Genomic DNA, 16,663 nt, shown 5'->3' on the forward strand with positions numbered 1-16,663 from the left:
GTCCTCTTGAAAGTTGGAATTATGGGAGGTACCTTTGATCCTCTTCATATCGGTCATATGATGGCAGCGGAAGCCGCAAGAGATACTTATGGTCTGCAAGAGGTATGGTTTATGCCTTCACATATCCCGCCTCATAAACATGAGGCGGGTGTATCTGGAGAAGACCGACTAGCCATGGTGCAGGAAGCGGTGAAGAATCATGAAGCTTTTTGCACATTAGATTGGGAAGTGGTCAGAGGTGGCGTCTCCTATACCTATGAGACCATAAGACGTCTGCAAGAGGAGTATCCGCATTTCGATCTTTATTTCATCATTGGAGCGGATATGGTCCAGTATTTGCCGAAATGGAACGAGATTGAAGAACTGGTGCAGCGGCTTACATTTATTGGTGTGGGTCGTCCGGGAACACCTCTTGATCTAGATGCATTGCCAGACTTTATAGCAAAGAAGGTATTGCTTGCAGATATGCCACTGGTGGATATTTCGTCAACGATGTTAAGAGAACGGGCGGCAGCAGGTAAATCTATTCGTTATATGGTTCCAGAGGCAGTGTTCGATTATGTTCAAAGGAGTGGATTGTATGGCATACAGCCGCGAAGCACTGATTGAAGCGGTCTCCGCACAGATGCCTGATAAGCGCTGGAAGCATACACTCGGCGTGATGGAGACATCTATTCAACTGGCGAAGCAATATGGTGCTGACCCTGAGCGTGCAGAGACAGCAGCAATTCTGCATGATGTGGCCAAGTATTGGCCGGTTGAGATTATGAAGGAGATCATTGAACAAAATCAATTAAATTTGGATCTTCTGGTGTATGACAAGCAGATGTGGCATTCGGAAGTAGGCGCCTTTGTAGCTGAGAAAGACTATGGGATTACGGATCCTGATATTATCAATGCGATTCGTTTCCATACCTCAGGCCGTGAAGACATGAGTTTACTTGAAAAGATCGTCTGCCTAGCTGACTACATCGAGCCTGGGCGTGATTTTCCCGGGGTTGATAAGATACGCGAGAAGGCACAAGTAAGTTTGGAAGAAGGATTAGTCGCTGGGTTCGATTCTACGATTAGTTTGTTACTGGAGAAACGCCGGGTGATTTTCCCCTTAACGGTACTGGCGCGTAATGATTTAGTTAGAATATTGGAGGATAAAATATGAGTGTACAACCAAGCAAGCTGTTAGAACTGGCCCTTAAGGCTGTTGAAGATAAAAAAGCAATGAACGTCGTGGCACTAGATCTACGTAATGTTTCACCAATCAGTGATTATTTTATCGTATGTCACGGTAACTCGGATATTCAGGTACAGGCGATCGCTACCGAAGTCCGTAAAGTGGTTCATGAAGCAGGCGGAGTGATCAAAGGGATTGAAGGCATGGATTCAGCACGCTGGGTGCTGATGGATCTTGGCGATGTTATCGTTCATATATTCCACCGCGATGAGCGTGAATATTACAATATCGAGCGTCTGTGGTCCGATGCCAAGGTTGTGGAGACTGTATGAGCCTGATTGCAGGAACTACGGTTACACTTCATGTAGAGCGGGAAGTTTCCCCATACGGATTTTTTCTGAATGCTGGAGACCAGGATGTTATGCTGCATTATACGGAGCTGACAGAGAAGGTAAAAGCCGGCGATAAAGTTGAAGTTTTCATTTTCTTTGATACCGAGGACCGTCTTGCGGCAACGATGAAAAAACCATTTCTGACGCTGGGCGAGATGGCGTTATTGGAAGTGGCTGATATTCATCCGCGTCTGGGCTGCTTTTTGGAGATGGGTCTTGGACGTCAGCTGCTGCTGCCTATCCGTGAGCTTCCAGAGCTTCCAGAGCTGCGTCCGCAGGTTGGGGACTATGTGTTTGCGATCATGGAGCATGATAAACAGGGGCGTCTGCGTGCCAAGCTGGCCGGAGAACAGGAGCTTGCTCCTCTAGCTCTGCCTGCACCTGAATCTTGGATGGGGCAGACTGTAACAGCCCGAGTGTATAAGCCGCTGCAAATGGGTACTTTTGTACTTGTGGATGCGGGTGTGCTAGGCTTTGGGATTATCGGTATGGTCCATTCCTCGGAGCGGAGCCGTCTGCTGCGTCTTGGTGAGCAGTTTGAAGCACGTGTCTCTCATATCCGTGAAGATGGACGTGTTAACCTTTCTATGGGTCTTCGTAAAGAAGTGGGGATGGATGTAGATTCCGCCGCACTTTTGGAGTTCTTAAATGCTCGTCCAGGTGGAGCGATGCCTTATTCGGATGCTACGCCGCCAGATATTATCAAACAACGGTTCGGAATCAGTAAATCCGCCTTCAAGCGTGCACTTGGGAAGCTGATGAAGGAAGGCCATATTACTCAAAAAGAGAACTGGACGTATCTTGTTGCTAAGGATAATGAAGAAGGAACAACCGAAGGGCAAGAAGAAACGACGGATTAAGCTACGATTCAATAGACGGAATTTATAAAATGTTGTTATAGAAAGCGGTGTAATTGTGTCTTCCTATGGGAAATTTGCTTATGTATACGATGAGCTTATGGCAGATATGCCGTATCCAGATTGGATATCCTTTGCTGAAGCCGCATGGAGTAAATACGGCAAACCGTTAACTGTAGCCGAGCTTGGCTGCGGAACAGGAAGTATTACAATTCCTTTGGCGGGTTCAGGATATCATATGACCGGAATCGATTTATCTTCTGATATGCTCTCAGTGGCACAGCGCAAAATGGAGGATCATCCCCTGGGACGGCGTTTTTTGCGCGAAGGCAGTGTTCGTTGGATTAGACAAAACATGAAGGAATGGGAGCTTCCGGAGCTGGTGGATTCTGTAATTTCCTTTTGTGATTGTCTGAATTATGTGTTGGAAGAGGATGACATCAGCGCTGTTTTTGCCAGTACCTATGCAGGGTTAAAGCAAGGCGGAACCTTCCTGTTCGATGTGCATCATCCAAACACACTAATTCGTTATGAAGAAGAACAGCCCTTTATTCTGGACGAGCCATCTGTTTCTTATATTTGGACTTGTGAGATGGATGTTCCACGCCGCGAAATTGAACATCATTTGTCCATTTTTGCCCGTGAAGACGGACATAGCGATCGCTATCGCCGATTCGAAGAGACCCATATTCAGCGCGCCTACGATCCTAACTGGATGAAGGAAGAGCTGCTTAAGGCTGGGTTTAGTGATGTGAAGATCTACGCCGATTTCGAGTGGGTAGAGGCAGAAGATGATGCTGAACGATTATTTTATGTAGCTATAAAATAATTATTCAAAATGTTAAGAGGGGCTGTCCCATAAGCTATGAAAATAGCAGCTGGGACAGCCCCTTTTTTTGACTTTAGCTTATTGCTGGGGGAAGCGAGTGGAATGCTGCTGTTGGAAGCACATAAGTTGACGCTGCCGGAAACAAGTAGGTTGCCGCTATTGAATGCTCATGCATTGCCGCTTTGCGGAAGCGTGTAGGTTCCCGCAATCGAATGCTCATGCATTACCGCTTTGCGGAAGCGTGTAGGTTCCCGCTATCGAATGCTCATATATGCCCATTGCGGAAGCGTGCGGGTTGCCGCTCTCGAATGCTCATGCATTACCGATTGCGGAAGCGTGTGGATTCCCGCTATCGAATGCTCATGCATTACCCTTTACGGAAGCGTGTGGGTTTTCACTACCCATCACGCATGCATGCACAAGTACCATCAGATATACGTATTAGTAGTAGCGATCGGACCCAGCGGACCTTATACGCAGCATTTTCCAATATTTTGGGTGCTATCGGACTCCATTGCAGCTATTGGCTTGAAAAACGTCCAATATTGGTCTTTTTCCAATGGATAGCGTCACTGGAGTCCGAAAACATGCTCCAAGAGCTAAAAATATGCAAATAACGTCATCTGGGTCCGTAAGCCGCTAAGTCACGTAAGCCACGTAAGCCGCTAAGCCGCTAAGCCGCGTAAGTCACGTAAGCCACGTAAGCCGCTAAGCCGCGTAAGTCACGTAAGCCGCGTAAGCCACGTAAGTCACGTAAGCCGCGTAAGTCACGTAAGCCACGTAAGCCACGTAAGCCACGTGAGATACGTGAGATGATGGAGACAAGGTTGGAGCAACCAGCCAGCGCCCCAAACAAAAACAGCGCTTCTCCGAATCAGGAGAAGCGCTGTTTTTTTTATGACATCATTTGTTGGAGCAGCTTGTAATTGCGCCAACATAAGAAATACAAAATAAACCGGGCAGTGTTCATACCACCCGGCATCTTCCAATCCTTACCGATGCTCAAACAGATCAATGGCACCCAATACGACATGAGCCAGACCAAATCCAAGTACGCCTGTTGCTGCCATCTTATACTTGCTTCCAAGAAAAGCGGCGCTAGAAGCGGTTACGACGGTTCCAAGAACAGCGGGAATTAGACCTTCACGCATTCGAAACACTCCTTCTCGGTGGTTTGGGAGACAAAGTTATTATGGTTCAATATCGAAAAAATATACGAAGCACAAAAAGACCCTAAATCAGCGTTAGCTGAATCTAGGGTCTTTTTATTTAAGCGGGGTTGTTACTCTGCTATTATAACAGCGTTACGAGGGAGGCCCTCTCCAACTTCATGTACATCATACAACACACGTGCCAGTAGGTCCTGGCTATAATTGCCGAAATGTTTTCCGTAAATCGTGAGTCCACGTTTGTTTGTAGGTTTGTCGGTTACTGCGATACGGAAAGTGAGTTCACTCTTGTAATCCAATTGGATATCATCAAGGGTCACGTCAGAAATCCGACAGCCATCAATAAAGCTGCCTTCATTATTGATACGGATCAGCTTCAGCATACCGTATTGGTTTAGGTGCGGAGGCCACCAATCGGGGTTAAATGTTCCCCGGGTATCTCCGAAATCGCCAGGGCTAGTCCAGAATCCGATTTCAATTCCATTTAAATAGAAATAAAGGTCGGACGGATAGTTATCGTTAGACCCAGGAGCTTCAGAGCCGATCTCCATCGAGAACTGAATTTCGCGGAACGTTTGGTTGGCTTTAAGGTAGTTCGGAATTCTATATTCGAGGAACCCTTCAGCCATCCAAATAATTTCGGATTCAATTCGCTGCGGATCTGCAAAATAACGCGGCTCGTCGAAATCCCCGATGATGCTGTCTTTGGTAGCCAGTCCACAAGTTGGAACAGCCTGATAGTTGCTGTAATGACCTACTTGAATTTCTACTTCGTAAAGATTATCAACATCCTTGCTGCGAAGGTCAACAATAAGCTTGTCCTTATTTAAATAGCAGACCTTTTGAATACCGTGCTTACCCACTGATGTGTTTATCTCAATGAGACCGCTTTCTTCTAACTTTTTAATATGCATGGTGATGGCGCCGTTGCTGAGGTTCAGTTTCTTGGCAATTTCATTCAGGTTCAAGGCTTGATTGGTGGCAAGGAGCTCTAAAATGAGAATTCTGATTTCTGAGCTTAGTGCCTTAAAAATTTCTAATCCACTCATTAAATCTTTAATATAGATCATTTTATCAATACCTTCTTCCGATTACGTCATAAATTATACTATTTTATAAAATTATAAACTAATAAGGCATATAAATAAAGTATACTTCCTTATTTTGTAGAATGTACGAATATAAGAGGGATTTTTGGCATGATTTTTATTTGATTTAGTAAAATTTAAACATATAAAGAATTAATCTAAAGAAAAAGGCTGTTATTTCGCCCTAATTCATTTATTTCGAGTTTAATTTCATATAAATATAAAAAGGTTTATAGAAATATATTTACAAGGCTTTTTATATATGTTATTTTATATTGTAAGCGAATACATATTTTTTCATTTTAAATTTAATATTTATTGCTGTTCAATCTGTTGCTATTTCTGAGGTGATAATTTAATGGTAAAAAAAACATCAGATCTTGTCTTTCCAAGTTCCCCGGGGAACATGCCAATGTATGATCTATCAGTGATTGATATCGAGTCTTTATGGACGATTCACAACACACATGATCCAGGCATTATTAAAACAGATGAGGGTTACTATGTTTTTTCTACCGACATAAGAGTCGGAGGAGAATTACGTCCAGGCGTAATGGTTCGGAAATCACAGGATCTTATCCATTGGGAATGGGTTCATTATGCGCTGTCGGGAATTCCCCAAGTTGCGAAGGAATGGGCAGGGGCTACTAATTTATGGGCACCCGATGTGGTGAAATACGGTGAACAGTATCGAATGTATTACTCGGCCTCATCTTTCGGAAGTAGACAATCACTAATCGGACTTCAAACTTCAGCTTCTATTGAGGGACCTTGGACCGATGAAGGTGTAGTGATTCAGACGCGTGCTGAAGATTCACTGAATGCGATTGATGCCAATGTGCTTACGGATGCAGATGGGCGAATGTGGATGGTGTATGGTTCTTTTTTTGGTGGAATTCATATCATTGAGCTGAATGCGGAAACGGGCAAACCGAAGCAAGAAGGTTTTGGTACGCTGATCGCTAAACGGGATAACACCATTAAAGATGGAGCAGTTGAAGGACCGTACGTAGTGTATAACGAGCAATTCAAAAAATACTATTTGTTCGTCTCCTATGACTCCCTGTTTGAGGATTATAACGTTCGTGTCGCTCGTGCAGATACTATTACCGGCCCATATGTGGATTATAACGGACGAGATATGACGGATAGTGCGCATCAACCCCGATATGAGGTCGGCAATAAAATACTGGGTGGCTATCGCTTTGGACAAGATCCAGGTTGGATAGCTCCCGGCCATAACTCAGTTCTTCATGAGGATGGCAGCTATTATATAGTTCATCATGCACGTGGTGAAATCGATAAACATTGGTCCTATTTACAGGTTCGTCGAATTCTGTGGACAGAGGATGGTTGGCCTGTTGTATCTCCAGAACGGTATGCGGGTGAAGTGGAACAGGATATTCCAGAACAGCTAATCGCAGGACAGTGGGAATGGATTGTAATGGACCCCTCAGCGGATGGCCAGATTCAGTCTGCCGTCATAAGTCTATCCTCTGACTTTAAGCTGGAAGGTGCGAATGGAAAGGGAAGCTGGTCTTTTGATGGATGCAGAGTCCTGACCTTGGTCTGGAATGATGTTGTCGAGGGTGAAGGCCGGATAGAGAAGGTGCAATTGCTTCCGTCATGGGATTGGGAGAAAGAAACTCAGACCCTTGTATTTACTGGATTAAATGAAAATGGAATTTCCATCTGGGGTAAGCAAAAGAATGGAGAAGAGAATAGATGACTACGATCAAGCTACATGCAGGTAAAGGAAGTAATAAGATCAGCAAATATCTATATGGTCATTTTGCTGAGCATTTGGGCAGATGTATCTATGACGGGATCTATGTGGGGGAAGATTCACCGATTCCGAACACCAAGGGCTTCCGCAATGACATCCTAGCAGCACTCAAAAATGTTAATATTCCTGTCCTTCGTTGGCCGGGGGGTTGTTTTGCCGATGAGTATCATTGGAAGGATGGCGTTGGTCCAAAAGAAACCCGTAAGCGGATGGTGAATACGCACTGGGGCGGTGTCGTCGAGAATAATCATTTTGGGACGCATGAATTTTTTGAATTATGTGAGTTGCTGGATTGTGAACCGTATATCTGCGGGAATGTTGGCAGTGGCACTGTTCAGGAGATGTCGGAGTGGGTTGAATATATGACCTTTGAAGGCGAATCACCGATGGCGGACTGGCGTCGTGAAAATGGGCGTGAAGAGCCGTGGAAGTTGAAGTATTTTGGTGTAGGTAATGAGAACTGGGGCTGCGGCGGCAATATGCGTCCAGAATATTATGCAGATTTGTACAGACGTTACCAGACATATGTGCGCATTTATGGTGAAAATCAGATCTATAGAATCGCTGGTGGCGCCAACGTTGATGATTATAATTGGACGGAAGTGTTAATGCGCGAAGCTGGACGGTTTATGGATGGTCTCAGTCTTCATTCGTATACGATTCCTGGAAGCTGGGAAGAGAAACGTTACGCTTTAGGTTTTGATGAAGCCGAATGGTTTGAGACTATGCAAAAAACCTTGCATATGGATGAACTGATTACCAAACATTCAGCGGTAATGGATAAATATGATCCGGATAAGCGGGTTGGAATGATTATAGATGAGTGGGGAACTTGGTTCTTAAGTGAACCTGGTACGAATCCAGGGTTCCTGTATCAGCAGAATACACTCAGAGATGCATTGGTAGCAGGGGTAACGCTGAATATTTTCCAAAAGCATAGCAGTCGTGTGCAAATGGCGAATTTGGCTCAAGTGGTCAATGTACTGCAAGCCCTTATCCTGACGGAGGGCGACAAGATGATTCTAACGCCTACCTATCATGTATTTGAAATGTACAAAGAGCATCAGGATAATGAACTGCTTGAAGTTACTATTGAGAGCCCTGATTATACGTTTGGGGAGCTTACAATTCCACAGATTAGCGTTTCTGCATCTCGTGATACGAATGGCAAAGTATATGTTTCACTCTGTAACCTGAGCCATAATGACAGCGCATCGCTAAGTATTGGTATTGAAGAGGTTAGCTTTAGCAAAGTGACAGGTCAGATTTTAACGCATTCCGTGCTGGGAGCGCACAATACGTTTGAGGCACCGGATACAGTTACTCCAGTAGCTTTTGAGGGTGCGTCTTTATTAGGTGAAAAGCTGAGCTGCGAGCTTCCACCTGCTTCCGTGGTAGTCTTGACTCTGGAATAACATCATGTCAGAGAACCAAGAAAAAAACCGTCGCTGCAAAAGCTGTGATGAGAACATGAGAATAAGCCCAGAAAAACTGGAGCGTTTAATAGAAATAGCCACTAGAGAAAGACCTTTAGCACCGGAGGAGCAATATTTGCAGCGTATTGAACATTGCCGAGATTGCTCTGGCCTGCAATTTGGTAGCACTTGCCGTTATTGTGGCTGTCTCGTAGAGGTAAGAACAAGATTGCAGGACTCTACTTGCCCTTATCCCTTGGCACCTCGCTGGGAGTGAATACTAAGTTTTTGAAAAGGACGTGAAAATCATCAAACAAAATTTGTTAGCTGCTACGCCCCCGATGGGCTGGAATAGTTGGGATTGTTACGGGGCCAGTGTAAATGAAGAAGAAGTAAGAGGCAATGCAGAATATATGGCTACCCATTTGAAGGACTTTGGTTGGGAATATGTAGTTGTGGATATTCAGTGGTATGAGCCTGGAGCAAATTCTTCGCAGTACCGCAACTTTGTACCGCTGGTTATGGATGAGTACTCCAGACTTCAACCTGCTGAGAACCGGTTTCCTTCCGCAGCGGGAGGCAAAGGGTTTGCGCCACTCGCTGAATATGTACATGGATTGGGTTTGAAATTCGGCATACACATTATGCGCGGAATCCCGCGTCAGGCTGCTCATGCGGCCAGTGCCATTCTAGGATCTGAGCAAACCGCACACGATGTGGCTCACCCAAATTCTATTTGTCCATGGAATACGGATATGTATGGAGTAGATGCTTCAAAAGAAGGCAGTCAGGCGTATTATGACTCGCTGTTCCAGTTGTATGCCAGTTGGGGTGTGGATTATGTGAAAGTGGATGATATTGCCGCTTCACGCATTTATGGATATCACAAAGAAGAAGTTGCTATGATCCGTAAGGCTATTGACCGCAGTGGTCGCGAGATGGTGCTCAGTCTTTCGCCTGGACCTGCTCCAGTGGAAGAGGCTGAACACTTAGCCGGACACGCTAACCTTTGGAGAATGACCGATGATTACTGGGATCATTGGCATTTGCTGCGCGGGATGTTTGAGCGCTGTGAGAAATGGGCTCCTTATGTGCAGCCGGGCCATTGGCCGGATTGTGACATGCTGCCGTTAGGTCATCTGGGCATTCGTTCTGTAGATGGCGGGGGAGACCGGTTCACGCGGTTTACTCATGACGAGCAGGTCACCATGATGACACTATGGAGTATTTTCCGCTCCCCGTTAATGTTTGGAGGAGAACTTCGGGACAATGATGATTGGACATTATCTTTATTGACCAATAAGGAAGTGCTTCATCTGCATCGTTATGGTAAAGGCGGCAGACAGGTGGCGCTAAATGAGGAGCATGCGATCTGGACATCTGAGGATGAACAAGGTAACCATTATGTAGCTTTGTTTAATCTTAGCGATGAAGCTTTAACGCTTCAGGTGTCGTTCGAGCAGCTTAAGGTTTCAATTCCTAATATTATACGTGATCTATGGCAGAGCCGCGATTTGGAAGTGGTTAACGAAGGTATTTCTCAAACTCTTCCACAGCATGGTTCTGTATTGTTAAAGTTTAAATAGAGGAGAGAGATTATGAATACGAGTGTAGAATATAAAAATCCATTGGTGGAGCAACGAGCTGATCCATGGGTATATAAACATACAGATGGTTATTACTACTTTATTGCTTCTGTCCCAGAATACGACCGGATCGAAGTTCGGAGAGCAACAACAATCGAGGGATTGGCTGCTGCAGAACCGGTTGTAGCTTGGCGTAAATATGAGACGGGTCCGCTTAGTGCAAACATTTGGGCACCAGAGCTCCATTATATTGACGGGAAATGGTACATTTATTTCGCGGCGGCGCGTACTACGGAGACGAAGGATGGATTATTCGATCACCGTATGTTTGCTCTTGAGAATGAATCTGCCAATCCTTTAGAAGGAACATGGGTAGAAAAAGGCCAGGTAAAAACCGCTTGGGAATCCTTTGCATTGGATGCAACCACCTTTCAACACAAAGGAAAATTGTATTATGTATGGGCACAGAAGGATCTGAATATTGAGGGGAATTCTAACCTGTATATTTCGGAAATGAGTAATCCATGGACGCTAACCGGTCCTCAGACCATGATTGCTACTCCTGAATATGACTGGGAGATTATTGGGTACAAGGTAAACGAAGGAGCTGCAGTGCTTAAACGTAACGGCCGTATCTTTATCAGCTTCTCGGCTAGCGCTACGGACTTCAATTACTGCATGGGACTTTTAGTTGCAGATGAGGACAGCGACCTGCTGGATGCCACTTCATGGACCAAACTGCCGGAACCGGTATTCCAGACCAATGAAGAGAATGGACAATATGGACCGGGTCATAACAGCTTTACTGTAAATGAAAATGGGGAAGATGTACTCATCTACCACTGCCGCAATTATAAAGAAATTACCGGCGATCCGCTGTACGATCCGAACCGTCATACTCGTGCTCAAGTCTTCCATTGGAATGAAGATGGTACGCCGAATTTTGGGGTTCCCGTTAAGGATGCAGCTAAACAATAATTCGTTAAGGAAATAAAAAAAGAGGGTTACTTATAAGCCATTTACATGGCTGCTGAGTAACCCTCTTTCTTATGTTGCACCTTAAGGTATATATTGTTGAACGATAGAAGTAATTACGCCGTCCTGAACGGTGATGTGATACGGGAACTGGCTCAAGTCGATGACATCCGTTTTATTAAATTGATCCATAAATTGCTGTAAGGTTATGGACTCATTCCAGTTGATATCCAAGTCATCCATATTGCCAGTGTGATCAAAAATTTGCATCGTCACTGTGGCGTTATCCGCAATCGGATAAGTTGTCAGAGTATCAACATCATTTACAATATAATAACTGTCTGGAGCTCCGCCTATTTCTGCTGCAGCTTCTGGATCTCTTTCAGCAAAGATTCGATCGGCATCAGCACCCTGATACCAGTTTATTTCATCGGTCGTACCGGAGAGCTTGCCATGGTCGGATTCAATAGTATGAAAGTAAACTGTTTGATGCTGGGTCTTGTCACTATCTTGCGCATCTACCCGTGTTCCAATGGTACTTGCAGAAGTAATGAGGGAAAGAAACAACAGAACAACAACTGGTAACACATACGCTGACTTTTTCTTAAACATTATTAATCTCCCCCTTGAGATATGTAAGACGTTGTATAGAACTTATTACCCGCTCTGTTTTTTCTTAAACGGGTTTATATTACTCTTTACGTGAGAAGAGCAGTTTTTGTTGCATTTTTTTAAAAGTTTTTTTAAAAAGCAATGAGAAGTCATGAGTTTCCTAAAATGAATAGTAAAAGCTTGTCTCCTCGGGCATATTAAAATATCAAAACATGCAGATTAGGGGGAGCAGCGAATGGGCGGAATACTACGGATTTATAGGAACGATTGGCGTAATTTATTCAGAGTTCCTGTGGCCGTATTGCTGGTTGCCGCTTTGGTGGTATTGCCCTCCGTGTATGATTGGGTGAACGTTGCGTCAGTATGGGATCCTTATAGCAATACTTCTGGCATTAAAATTGCTGTTACCAGCTTAGATGAAGGTACTAAGGTGCAGGAGAAGGATTTTAATATCGGCAATGAGGTCATGGAAAGTCTTCGGAGCAATAAAAACTTGGGCTGGACCTTTGTAGATGCAGAGAGTGCACATAATGGTGTCAAACGCGGAGATTACTATGCCAGTATTGTTATCCCTGCTAATTTCTCCAAACGAATGACTGGAATTCTTGAAGGAACGATTGTGAAACCAGAGATCGAATATACCGTCAATGAGAAAATAAATGCGATTGCTCCTAAAATCACAGATAAAGGCGCCACTTCAATCACCACACAGATCAGTGAGAATTTCACGGAAACGATTAGTGAGACGGTATTTACTGTTTTAAGTCAAATTGATAAGGAATTTCAATCTGAATTGCCCATTATACGCAAGGTAGAAAAAGGATTGTTTAAATTAGAGGCGAGCCTACCAGAAATTGAAACCGCAGGTAAACGTGTATTAAAAATTCAGGAAAATTGGCCGCAGATTCATGCCTCAGCAGAGCGTATTTCCACATTGGAGAATAAGCTGCCAGAGGTGGAAAAAGCGGGTGAGGCTTTAGAGAAAATTGCTGAGCATTGGCCGCAAATCGCGAGTACCTTAGATCATTTAGGGGGGCTACAGGACAAGCTGCCCAAGATTGAAGAAGCGGCACAGCTAATCGTTCAACTTGATAACCATTATGGTGAAGTTGAACAGATCATGGCTCAGGCCTCGCAAGGTCTTACGGAAGCGCATAAAATCGTTAATGCTGCCTTAACAGCACTGCCTGAGGCAGAAAAGATTGCCACTGCCGGAAATGATTTTGTTCTGGAGCTTCAACAATTTTTGGAGAAGAGCAGTGCTGCATTTGAAGCTGTTCCAGCAGCTGTCAAACAGAATCTTAATCTCCTACAGCAAACGGAGAGCTCAGTGGTCAAGCTTGCTGAACAGTTAAAGGGAGAGGAAAACGAGCCACAAGCTGTACGTGAGCAGTTGGAGTTACTCTCAGCACAGTTGGCTGCAGGAAGCAGCGTAATTGAACACACACTTTCTATGTTAAATGCATTGAACACATTTTCCCCTGAAACAGTGTCTATTGCTGATCTTGCGGCATTGAAAGGTGTAGACAGTGTTTTGAACAGTCAGAAGTCCTTGGTAAATGCTATGGCGGCTGACCTTCAGAATAAGGATAACGCTGATTCCAGTGCAATTAACCAATTGTTCCTAAAGTCTGGTCTTGGGAAGCTGGCAATTGCGAAGCTTATCTCTGGGTATGATTCGTCGACTATCCCTGCCATAAAAAATACACTGGAGCAAATAACTTCGGCGGCAGATGTCACAGCCACCGCATTGCAGCAGGTGCCAGATCGTATACCCGCGCTGGGTACCCTACTGGAAGAGACGATGTCGGCGATTGAGTTCGGGCAGACAAGCTTAGCTAGTCTGCAGCAGGATTTGCCAGCTATACGCGAAGCGGTCCACACAGCAGCCAGTGGGGTTGCCGATCAGACCCAGGGCTTTGGTGCTTTCATCCGAGATACACTCCCGCTATTGGAGAGCAGCTTACCTACTGCAGGGGAAAAGATACAGCAAGCTGCGAATTTCGTGCGTCAGGATCTGCCTACTGTAGAAGAGCGGGTTCATCAGGTCTCGGAGCTGATTCGTACAGGACTCCCCCGTGCAGACAAAGGAGTGGCGCTTGCCGCAGATTTGGTGAGAAATGATCTTCCAGTACTGGAAGACTCGATTCGAAAAGCCGCCTCCACGATCCGCCAAATTAAAGAAGAGATTGATCTGGGGGAAATTGCGCAACTGCTCGGAGGAGATATTAAGAGCAAAAGTGATTTTTTGGCCAATCCGGTAGTGTTAAAAGAGAATAAGTTATATCCCATTCCGAATTACGGCTCAGCAATGACTCCTTTTTATGTCGTACTTTCCTTATGGGTCGGAGGTACACTGCTTGTCTCTCTTCTCCGCACAGGTGTGGATACGGGGGGGCTAACGTACAAAAGATATCAATTGTATTTTGGCCGCCTGCTGACCTTCCTTACGGTGGGGATTCTTCAGGGGCTGGTGGCTGTCCTGGGCAACATTTTTATTTTGCACTGTTATGTGGTGAATAAGGTGTGGTTTGTACTTTTTGGAGTGTTAATCAGCATCGTGTTCGTAACCATTGTATTTACGCTTGTCGCTGTATTTGGCAACCTGGGAAAAGGGATAGCGATCGTATTCATGGTGCTTCAATTCTCTAGCTCCGGCGGCACATTTCCGATTAGTACGACTGGGCGTTTTTTTCAAATATTAAATCCGTATATGCCGTTTACCTATGCAATTAGTCTGATGCGGGAGGCGGTTGGGGGAATTCTGCCGGAAGTGGCGATTCGTGATGTGATTTATCTGATTATCTTCGGTGTGCTAGCACTCTTGCTGGCATTACTCCTCAAGAAACCACTGGAGCCTTTTATCCATAAGGCATCTGAACAAGCCGAAGAGTCTAAATTGATTTCTTAAAGAAAAAGAGGATGTACCTAAGCCATGGTGATGGCTTTTGGCACAACCTCTTTTGTGTACTATATGGCAAGTGCGCAATAGGTTATCTTGCAGGAGCAAAATCAGCTACCGGCTTAAGAATCTCCTCGATCTTCTGTAAAGTATCTGCGGAGAGTACCGCATCTACAGCTTTGGTGTTCTCTGCAACTTGTTCTGGCTTACTGGCACCAATTAATGCTGAACTTACACCAGGTTGGCGTAGAATCCATGCCAATGCCAATTGCGAAAGCTTCAGGTCTAAACTGTGAGCGAGTTCATCCAGCTGTCCAACCACAGACAACACATCATCACGGAGGTAGCTGGAGATCACACCATTAACTGAATTATCCGCTGCACGGGTTCCTGCTGGAGGTTGTTGCCCCGGTTTATATTTGCCAGTCAGAATTCCTTGCGCTAGAGGAGAGAAGACCACTTGGCCCAGCCCTTCACGCTGGGATACTTCAAGGACCTCGTCTTCAATATAACGTTCGAACATATTATAGATAGGTTGATTCGAGATCAGTGGACGCAGGTTCAGTCTGCGGCTGATACCAGCAGCATTGGAGATTTGGGCTGCGCTCCATTCGCTAACAGCGGAGTAGAGAATCTTACCTTGAGCCGTCAGATCATCCAGCGCGCGTAGAGTCTCCTCTACAGGGGTCTCTGTATCAAAGCGATGACAAAAATATACATCAATATAATCGGTGCCTAAGCGGCGGAGGCTGGCTTCACATTGCTCCATAATATGCTTGCGGGACAAACCACGGTTATTAACATCGTCTCCCATGGGGAAAAAGACCTTTGTACTTAGCACATAAGATGATCTTTCATAGGAGCGTAGAGCAGCACCCATCGCTTTTTCGCCTTCACCACGGTTATATGCATTAGCCGTATCAAAGAAATTGATACCGCATTCAAAAGCTTTGCTGATACAAGCATCGGCTGCCTTTTGCTCTGCTGCTGTTCCATATGTAAGCCAACTGCCTAGTCCGATCTCACTGATTTTGAGCCCTGAATTGCCTAGTCTTCTATATTTCATTTTTCTCTTTCCTCCTTGTATTCTATATGATAACTTTACTTGTATTATAGGAGACATTCAAGTTGAATGATTAATATACTAGTAATCAAGGAGATGAAAGATTCAATGACTAATCCAGCTACTAAAAAATCAAAAGTGATCTTATTTCAGGGTGACTCCATTACGGATGGGAATCGGGGTCGTGATGAAGACCCGAATCATATTCTTGGACATAGCTATGCGTATATCATCGGTGGCAAGCTAGGGAATGAGCGGGCAGAAGAGAATCTGGTATTCTATAACCGCGGAGTGAGTGGAGATCGAATCTCCGATTTATATGCACGCTGGAATGAAGATGCAATTAGCTTGCAGCCTGACATCATTAGTATATTGATTGGGGTTAACGATATTTGGAGAATGATGAAAGGGGAACCAAGTGGAGTTACGGACCGTTTTGAACGCGCTTACCGTCACGTACTTGAAGAAACACGTGAAGTTCTGCCACATACGAAGCTGGTTTTATGTGAGCCTTTTATTTTAAATACCGGAGCTCCAGCTGAACAGTGGGCAGAATGGGAAGCGAAGATAACACATTATCAGGGAGTGGTTAAGCAGCTGTCTGAGCAATTTGATACGGTCTATGTACCTTTACAGGATGCTTTCAATGCAGCTGCGGAGAGAGCAGAAGCAGCCTACTGGCTGTGGGATGGCGTTCATCCGACGACTGCCGGGCATGATCTGATTGCTGGGGAATGGCTGAAGGTCGTCTTGGAAAGTGGTCTTTTAAACAACTAAGTTATAAAGTTATTATCTCTCTTTATCTATGCACCTACTGA

17 protein-coding genes are annotated in these 16,663 nt (G+C 44.9%); 13 read left to right on the plus strand and 4 right to left on the minus strand.

Annotation, left to right across the window (positions count from 1 at the left end; all coding sequences use genetic code 11):
• Positions 1–6 precede the first annotated feature (6 nt).
• The 6 genes from MHB37_RS07625 to MHB37_RS07650 are packed head-to-tail and all read left to right on the plus strand — an operon-like array spanning position 7 to position 3,447.
• On the plus strand, positions 7–609 hold the full coding sequence (locus MHB37_RS07625) for a nicotinate-nucleotide adenylyltransferase (RefSeq protein ID WP_076125178.1): 603 nt from the start codon (positions 7–9) through the stop codon (positions 607–609).
• A complete protein-coding gene (yqeK, locus tag MHB37_RS07630; RefSeq protein ID WP_405169110.1) occupies positions 581–1,159 on the plus strand; it encodes a bis(5'-nucleosyl)-tetraphosphatase (symmetrical) YqeK in 579 nt (192 codons plus the stop codon). The genes MHB37_RS07625 and yqeK overlap by 29 nt, the downstream gene beginning before the upstream one ends.
• Entirely contained in the window at positions 1,156–1,503 is a 348-nt protein-coding gene (gene rsfS / locus MHB37_RS07635) for a ribosome silencing factor (protein WP_036675699.1), read from the plus strand. The genes yqeK and rsfS overlap by 4 nt, the downstream gene beginning before the upstream one ends.
• Positions 1,500–2,423 (plus strand): S1 RNA-binding domain-containing protein, encoded by a 924-nt coding sequence (locus MHB37_RS07640; protein ID WP_036675697.1) that lies wholly within the window; start codon positions 1,500–1,502, stop codon positions 2,421–2,423. The genes rsfS and MHB37_RS07640 overlap by 4 nt, the downstream gene beginning before the upstream one ends.
• Positions 2,424–2,478: 55 nt before the next feature.
• Positions 2,479–3,249: a class I SAM-dependent methyltransferase gene (locus MHB37_RS07645; protein WP_340395211.1), complete on the plus strand. Its 771-nt coding sequence runs from the start codon at positions 2,479–2,481 to the stop codon at positions 3,247–3,249.
• Positions 3,250–3,285: 36 nt separating this feature from the next.
• Positions 3,286–3,447: a hypothetical protein gene (locus tag MHB37_RS07650; protein WP_175619003.1), complete on the plus strand. Its 162-nt coding sequence runs from the start codon at positions 3,286–3,288 to the stop codon at positions 3,445–3,447.
• A 794-nt stretch (positions 3,448–4,241) separates the two neighbouring features.
• On the opposite strand, the gene MHB37_RS07655 is transcribed toward MHB37_RS07650, so the two are convergent.
• Together MHB37_RS07655 and MHB37_RS07660 are read right to left on the minus strand one after the other, a co-directional pair.
• Positions 4,242–4,400 carry a hypothetical protein gene (locus tag MHB37_RS07655; RefSeq protein WP_036675694.1) on the minus strand — a complete coding sequence of 53 codons (159 nt, stop codon included), beginning with the start codon at positions 4,398–4,400 and terminating at the stop codon, positions 4,242–4,244.
• A 131-nt stretch (positions 4,401–4,531) separates the two neighbouring features.
• Positions 4,532–5,488, minus strand: a complete 957-nt coding sequence (locus MHB37_RS07660) for a transcriptional regulator (protein ID WP_036675692.1) — start codon at positions 5,486–5,488, stop codon at positions 4,532–4,534.
• Positions 5,489–5,912: 424 nt separating this feature from the next.
• Between MHB37_RS07660 and MHB37_RS07665 the strand changes: the two genes are divergently transcribed.
• The 5 genes from MHB37_RS07665 to MHB37_RS07685 are packed head-to-tail and all read left to right on the plus strand — an operon-like array spanning position 5,913 to position 11,271.
• Positions 5,913–7,235: an arabinan endo-1,5-alpha-L-arabinosidase gene (locus MHB37_RS07665; protein ID WP_405169582.1), complete on the plus strand. Its 1,323-nt coding sequence runs from the start codon at positions 5,913–5,915 to the stop codon at positions 7,233–7,235.
• Complete coding sequence (locus MHB37_RS07670) at positions 7,232–8,707, plus strand: alpha-N-arabinofuranosidase (protein WP_405169111.1); 1,476 nt, start codon at positions 7,232–7,234, stop codon at positions 8,705–8,707. The genes MHB37_RS07665 and MHB37_RS07670 overlap by 4 nt, the downstream gene beginning before the upstream one ends.
• A gap of 4 nt (positions 8,708–8,711) precedes the next feature.
• On the plus strand, positions 8,712–8,984 hold the full coding sequence (locus tag MHB37_RS07675; protein WP_076125168.1) for a DUF6171 family protein: 273 nt from the start codon (positions 8,712–8,714) through the stop codon (positions 8,982–8,984).
• A gap of 31 nt (positions 8,985–9,015) precedes the next feature.
• A complete protein-coding gene (locus MHB37_RS07680; protein WP_405169583.1) occupies positions 9,016–10,293 on the plus strand; it encodes a glycoside hydrolase family 27 protein in 1,278 nt (425 codons plus the stop codon).
• 12 nt (positions 10,294–10,305) lie between these two features.
• On the plus strand, positions 10,306–11,271 hold the full coding sequence (locus tag MHB37_RS07685) for a family 43 glycosylhydrolase (protein ID WP_076125166.1): 966 nt from the start codon (positions 10,306–10,308) through the stop codon (positions 11,269–11,271).
• Between the two features lie 81 nt (positions 11,272–11,352).
• Here the strand turns inward: MHB37_RS07685 and MHB37_RS07690 are convergent, their stop codons facing one another.
• Positions 11,353–11,880, minus strand: a complete 528-nt coding sequence (locus tag MHB37_RS07690) for a hypothetical protein (protein WP_076142484.1) — start codon at positions 11,878–11,880, stop codon at positions 11,353–11,355.
• A 235-nt stretch (positions 11,881–12,115) separates the two neighbouring features.
• Between MHB37_RS07690 and MHB37_RS07695 the strand changes: the two genes are divergently transcribed.
• A complete protein-coding gene (locus tag MHB37_RS07695; RefSeq protein WP_405169112.1) occupies positions 12,116–14,791 on the plus strand; it encodes a YhgE/Pip family protein in 2,676 nt (891 codons plus the stop codon).
• An 82-nt stretch (positions 14,792–14,873) separates the two neighbouring features.
• Here the strand turns inward: MHB37_RS07695 and MHB37_RS07700 are convergent, their stop codons facing one another.
• Entirely contained in the window at positions 14,874–15,848 is a 975-nt protein-coding gene (locus MHB37_RS07700) for an aldo/keto reductase family protein (RefSeq protein ID WP_076130707.1), read from the minus strand.
• 66 nt (positions 15,849–15,914) lie between these two features.
• Here MHB37_RS07700 and MHB37_RS07705 point away from each other — a divergent pair, with 66 nt between their 5' ends.
• Entirely contained in the window at positions 15,915–16,622 is a 708-nt protein-coding gene (locus tag MHB37_RS07705; RefSeq protein WP_405169113.1) for an SGNH/GDSL hydrolase family protein, read from the plus strand.
• The last annotated feature ends 41 nt before the right edge of the window (positions 16,623–16,663 follow it).

The organism is Paenibacillus sp. FSL H3-0286, assembly GCF_045040705.1.
Lineage (GTDB): Bacteria > Bacillota > Bacilli > Paenibacillales > Paenibacillaceae > Paenibacillus_AQ > Paenibacillus_AQ odorifer.

Excerpts from the sequence above, each read along its gene's own strand:
- yqeK (WP_405169110.1), top strand. The coding sequence starts at position 581 with ATGGCATACAGCCGCGAAGCACTGATTGAAGCGGTCTCCGCACAGATG.
- rsfS (WP_036675699.1), top strand. The coding sequence starts at position 1,156 with ATGAGTGTACAACCAAGCAAGCTGTTAGAACTGGCCCTTAAGGCTGTT.
- MHB37_RS07640 (WP_036675697.1), top strand. The coding sequence starts at position 1,500 with ATGAGCCTGATTGCAGGAACTACGGTTACACTTCATGTAGAGCGGGAA.
- MHB37_RS07650 (WP_175619003.1), top strand. The coding sequence starts at position 3,286 with ATGAAAATAGCAGCTGGGACAGCCCCTTTTTTTGACTTTAGCTTATTG.
- MHB37_RS07655 (WP_036675694.1), bottom strand. The coding sequence starts at position 4,400 with ATGCGTGAAGGTCTAATTCCCGCTGTTCTTGGAACCGTCGTAACCGCT.
- MHB37_RS07660 (WP_036675692.1), bottom strand. The coding sequence starts at position 5,488 with ATGATCTATATTAAAGATTTAATGAGTGGATTAGAAATTTTTAAGGCA.
- MHB37_RS07665 (WP_405169582.1), top strand. The coding sequence starts at position 5,913 with ATGCCAATGTATGATCTATCAGTGATTGATATCGAGTCTTTATGGACG.
- MHB37_RS07670 (WP_405169111.1), top strand. The coding sequence starts at position 7,232 with ATGACTACGATCAAGCTACATGCAGGTAAAGGAAGTAATAAGATCAGC.
- MHB37_RS07675 (WP_076125168.1), top strand. The coding sequence starts at position 8,712 with ATGTCAGAGAACCAAGAAAAAAACCGTCGCTGCAAAAGCTGTGATGAG.
- MHB37_RS07685 (WP_076125166.1), top strand. The coding sequence starts at position 10,306 with ATGAATACGAGTGTAGAATATAAAAATCCATTGGTGGAGCAACGAGCT.
- MHB37_RS07690 (WP_076142484.1), bottom strand. The coding sequence starts at position 11,880 with ATGTTTAAGAAAAAGTCAGCGTATGTGTTACCAGTTGTTGTTCTGTTG.
- MHB37_RS07695 (WP_405169112.1), top strand. The coding sequence starts at position 12,116 with ATGGGCGGAATACTACGGATTTATAGGAACGATTGGCGTAATTTATTC.
- MHB37_RS07700 (WP_076130707.1), bottom strand. The coding sequence starts at position 15,848 with ATGAAATATAGAAGACTAGGCAATTCAGGGCTCAAAATCAGTGAGATC.
- MHB37_RS07705 (WP_405169113.1), top strand. The coding sequence starts at position 15,915 with ATGATTAATATACTAGTAATCAAGGAGATGAAAGATTCAATGACTAAT.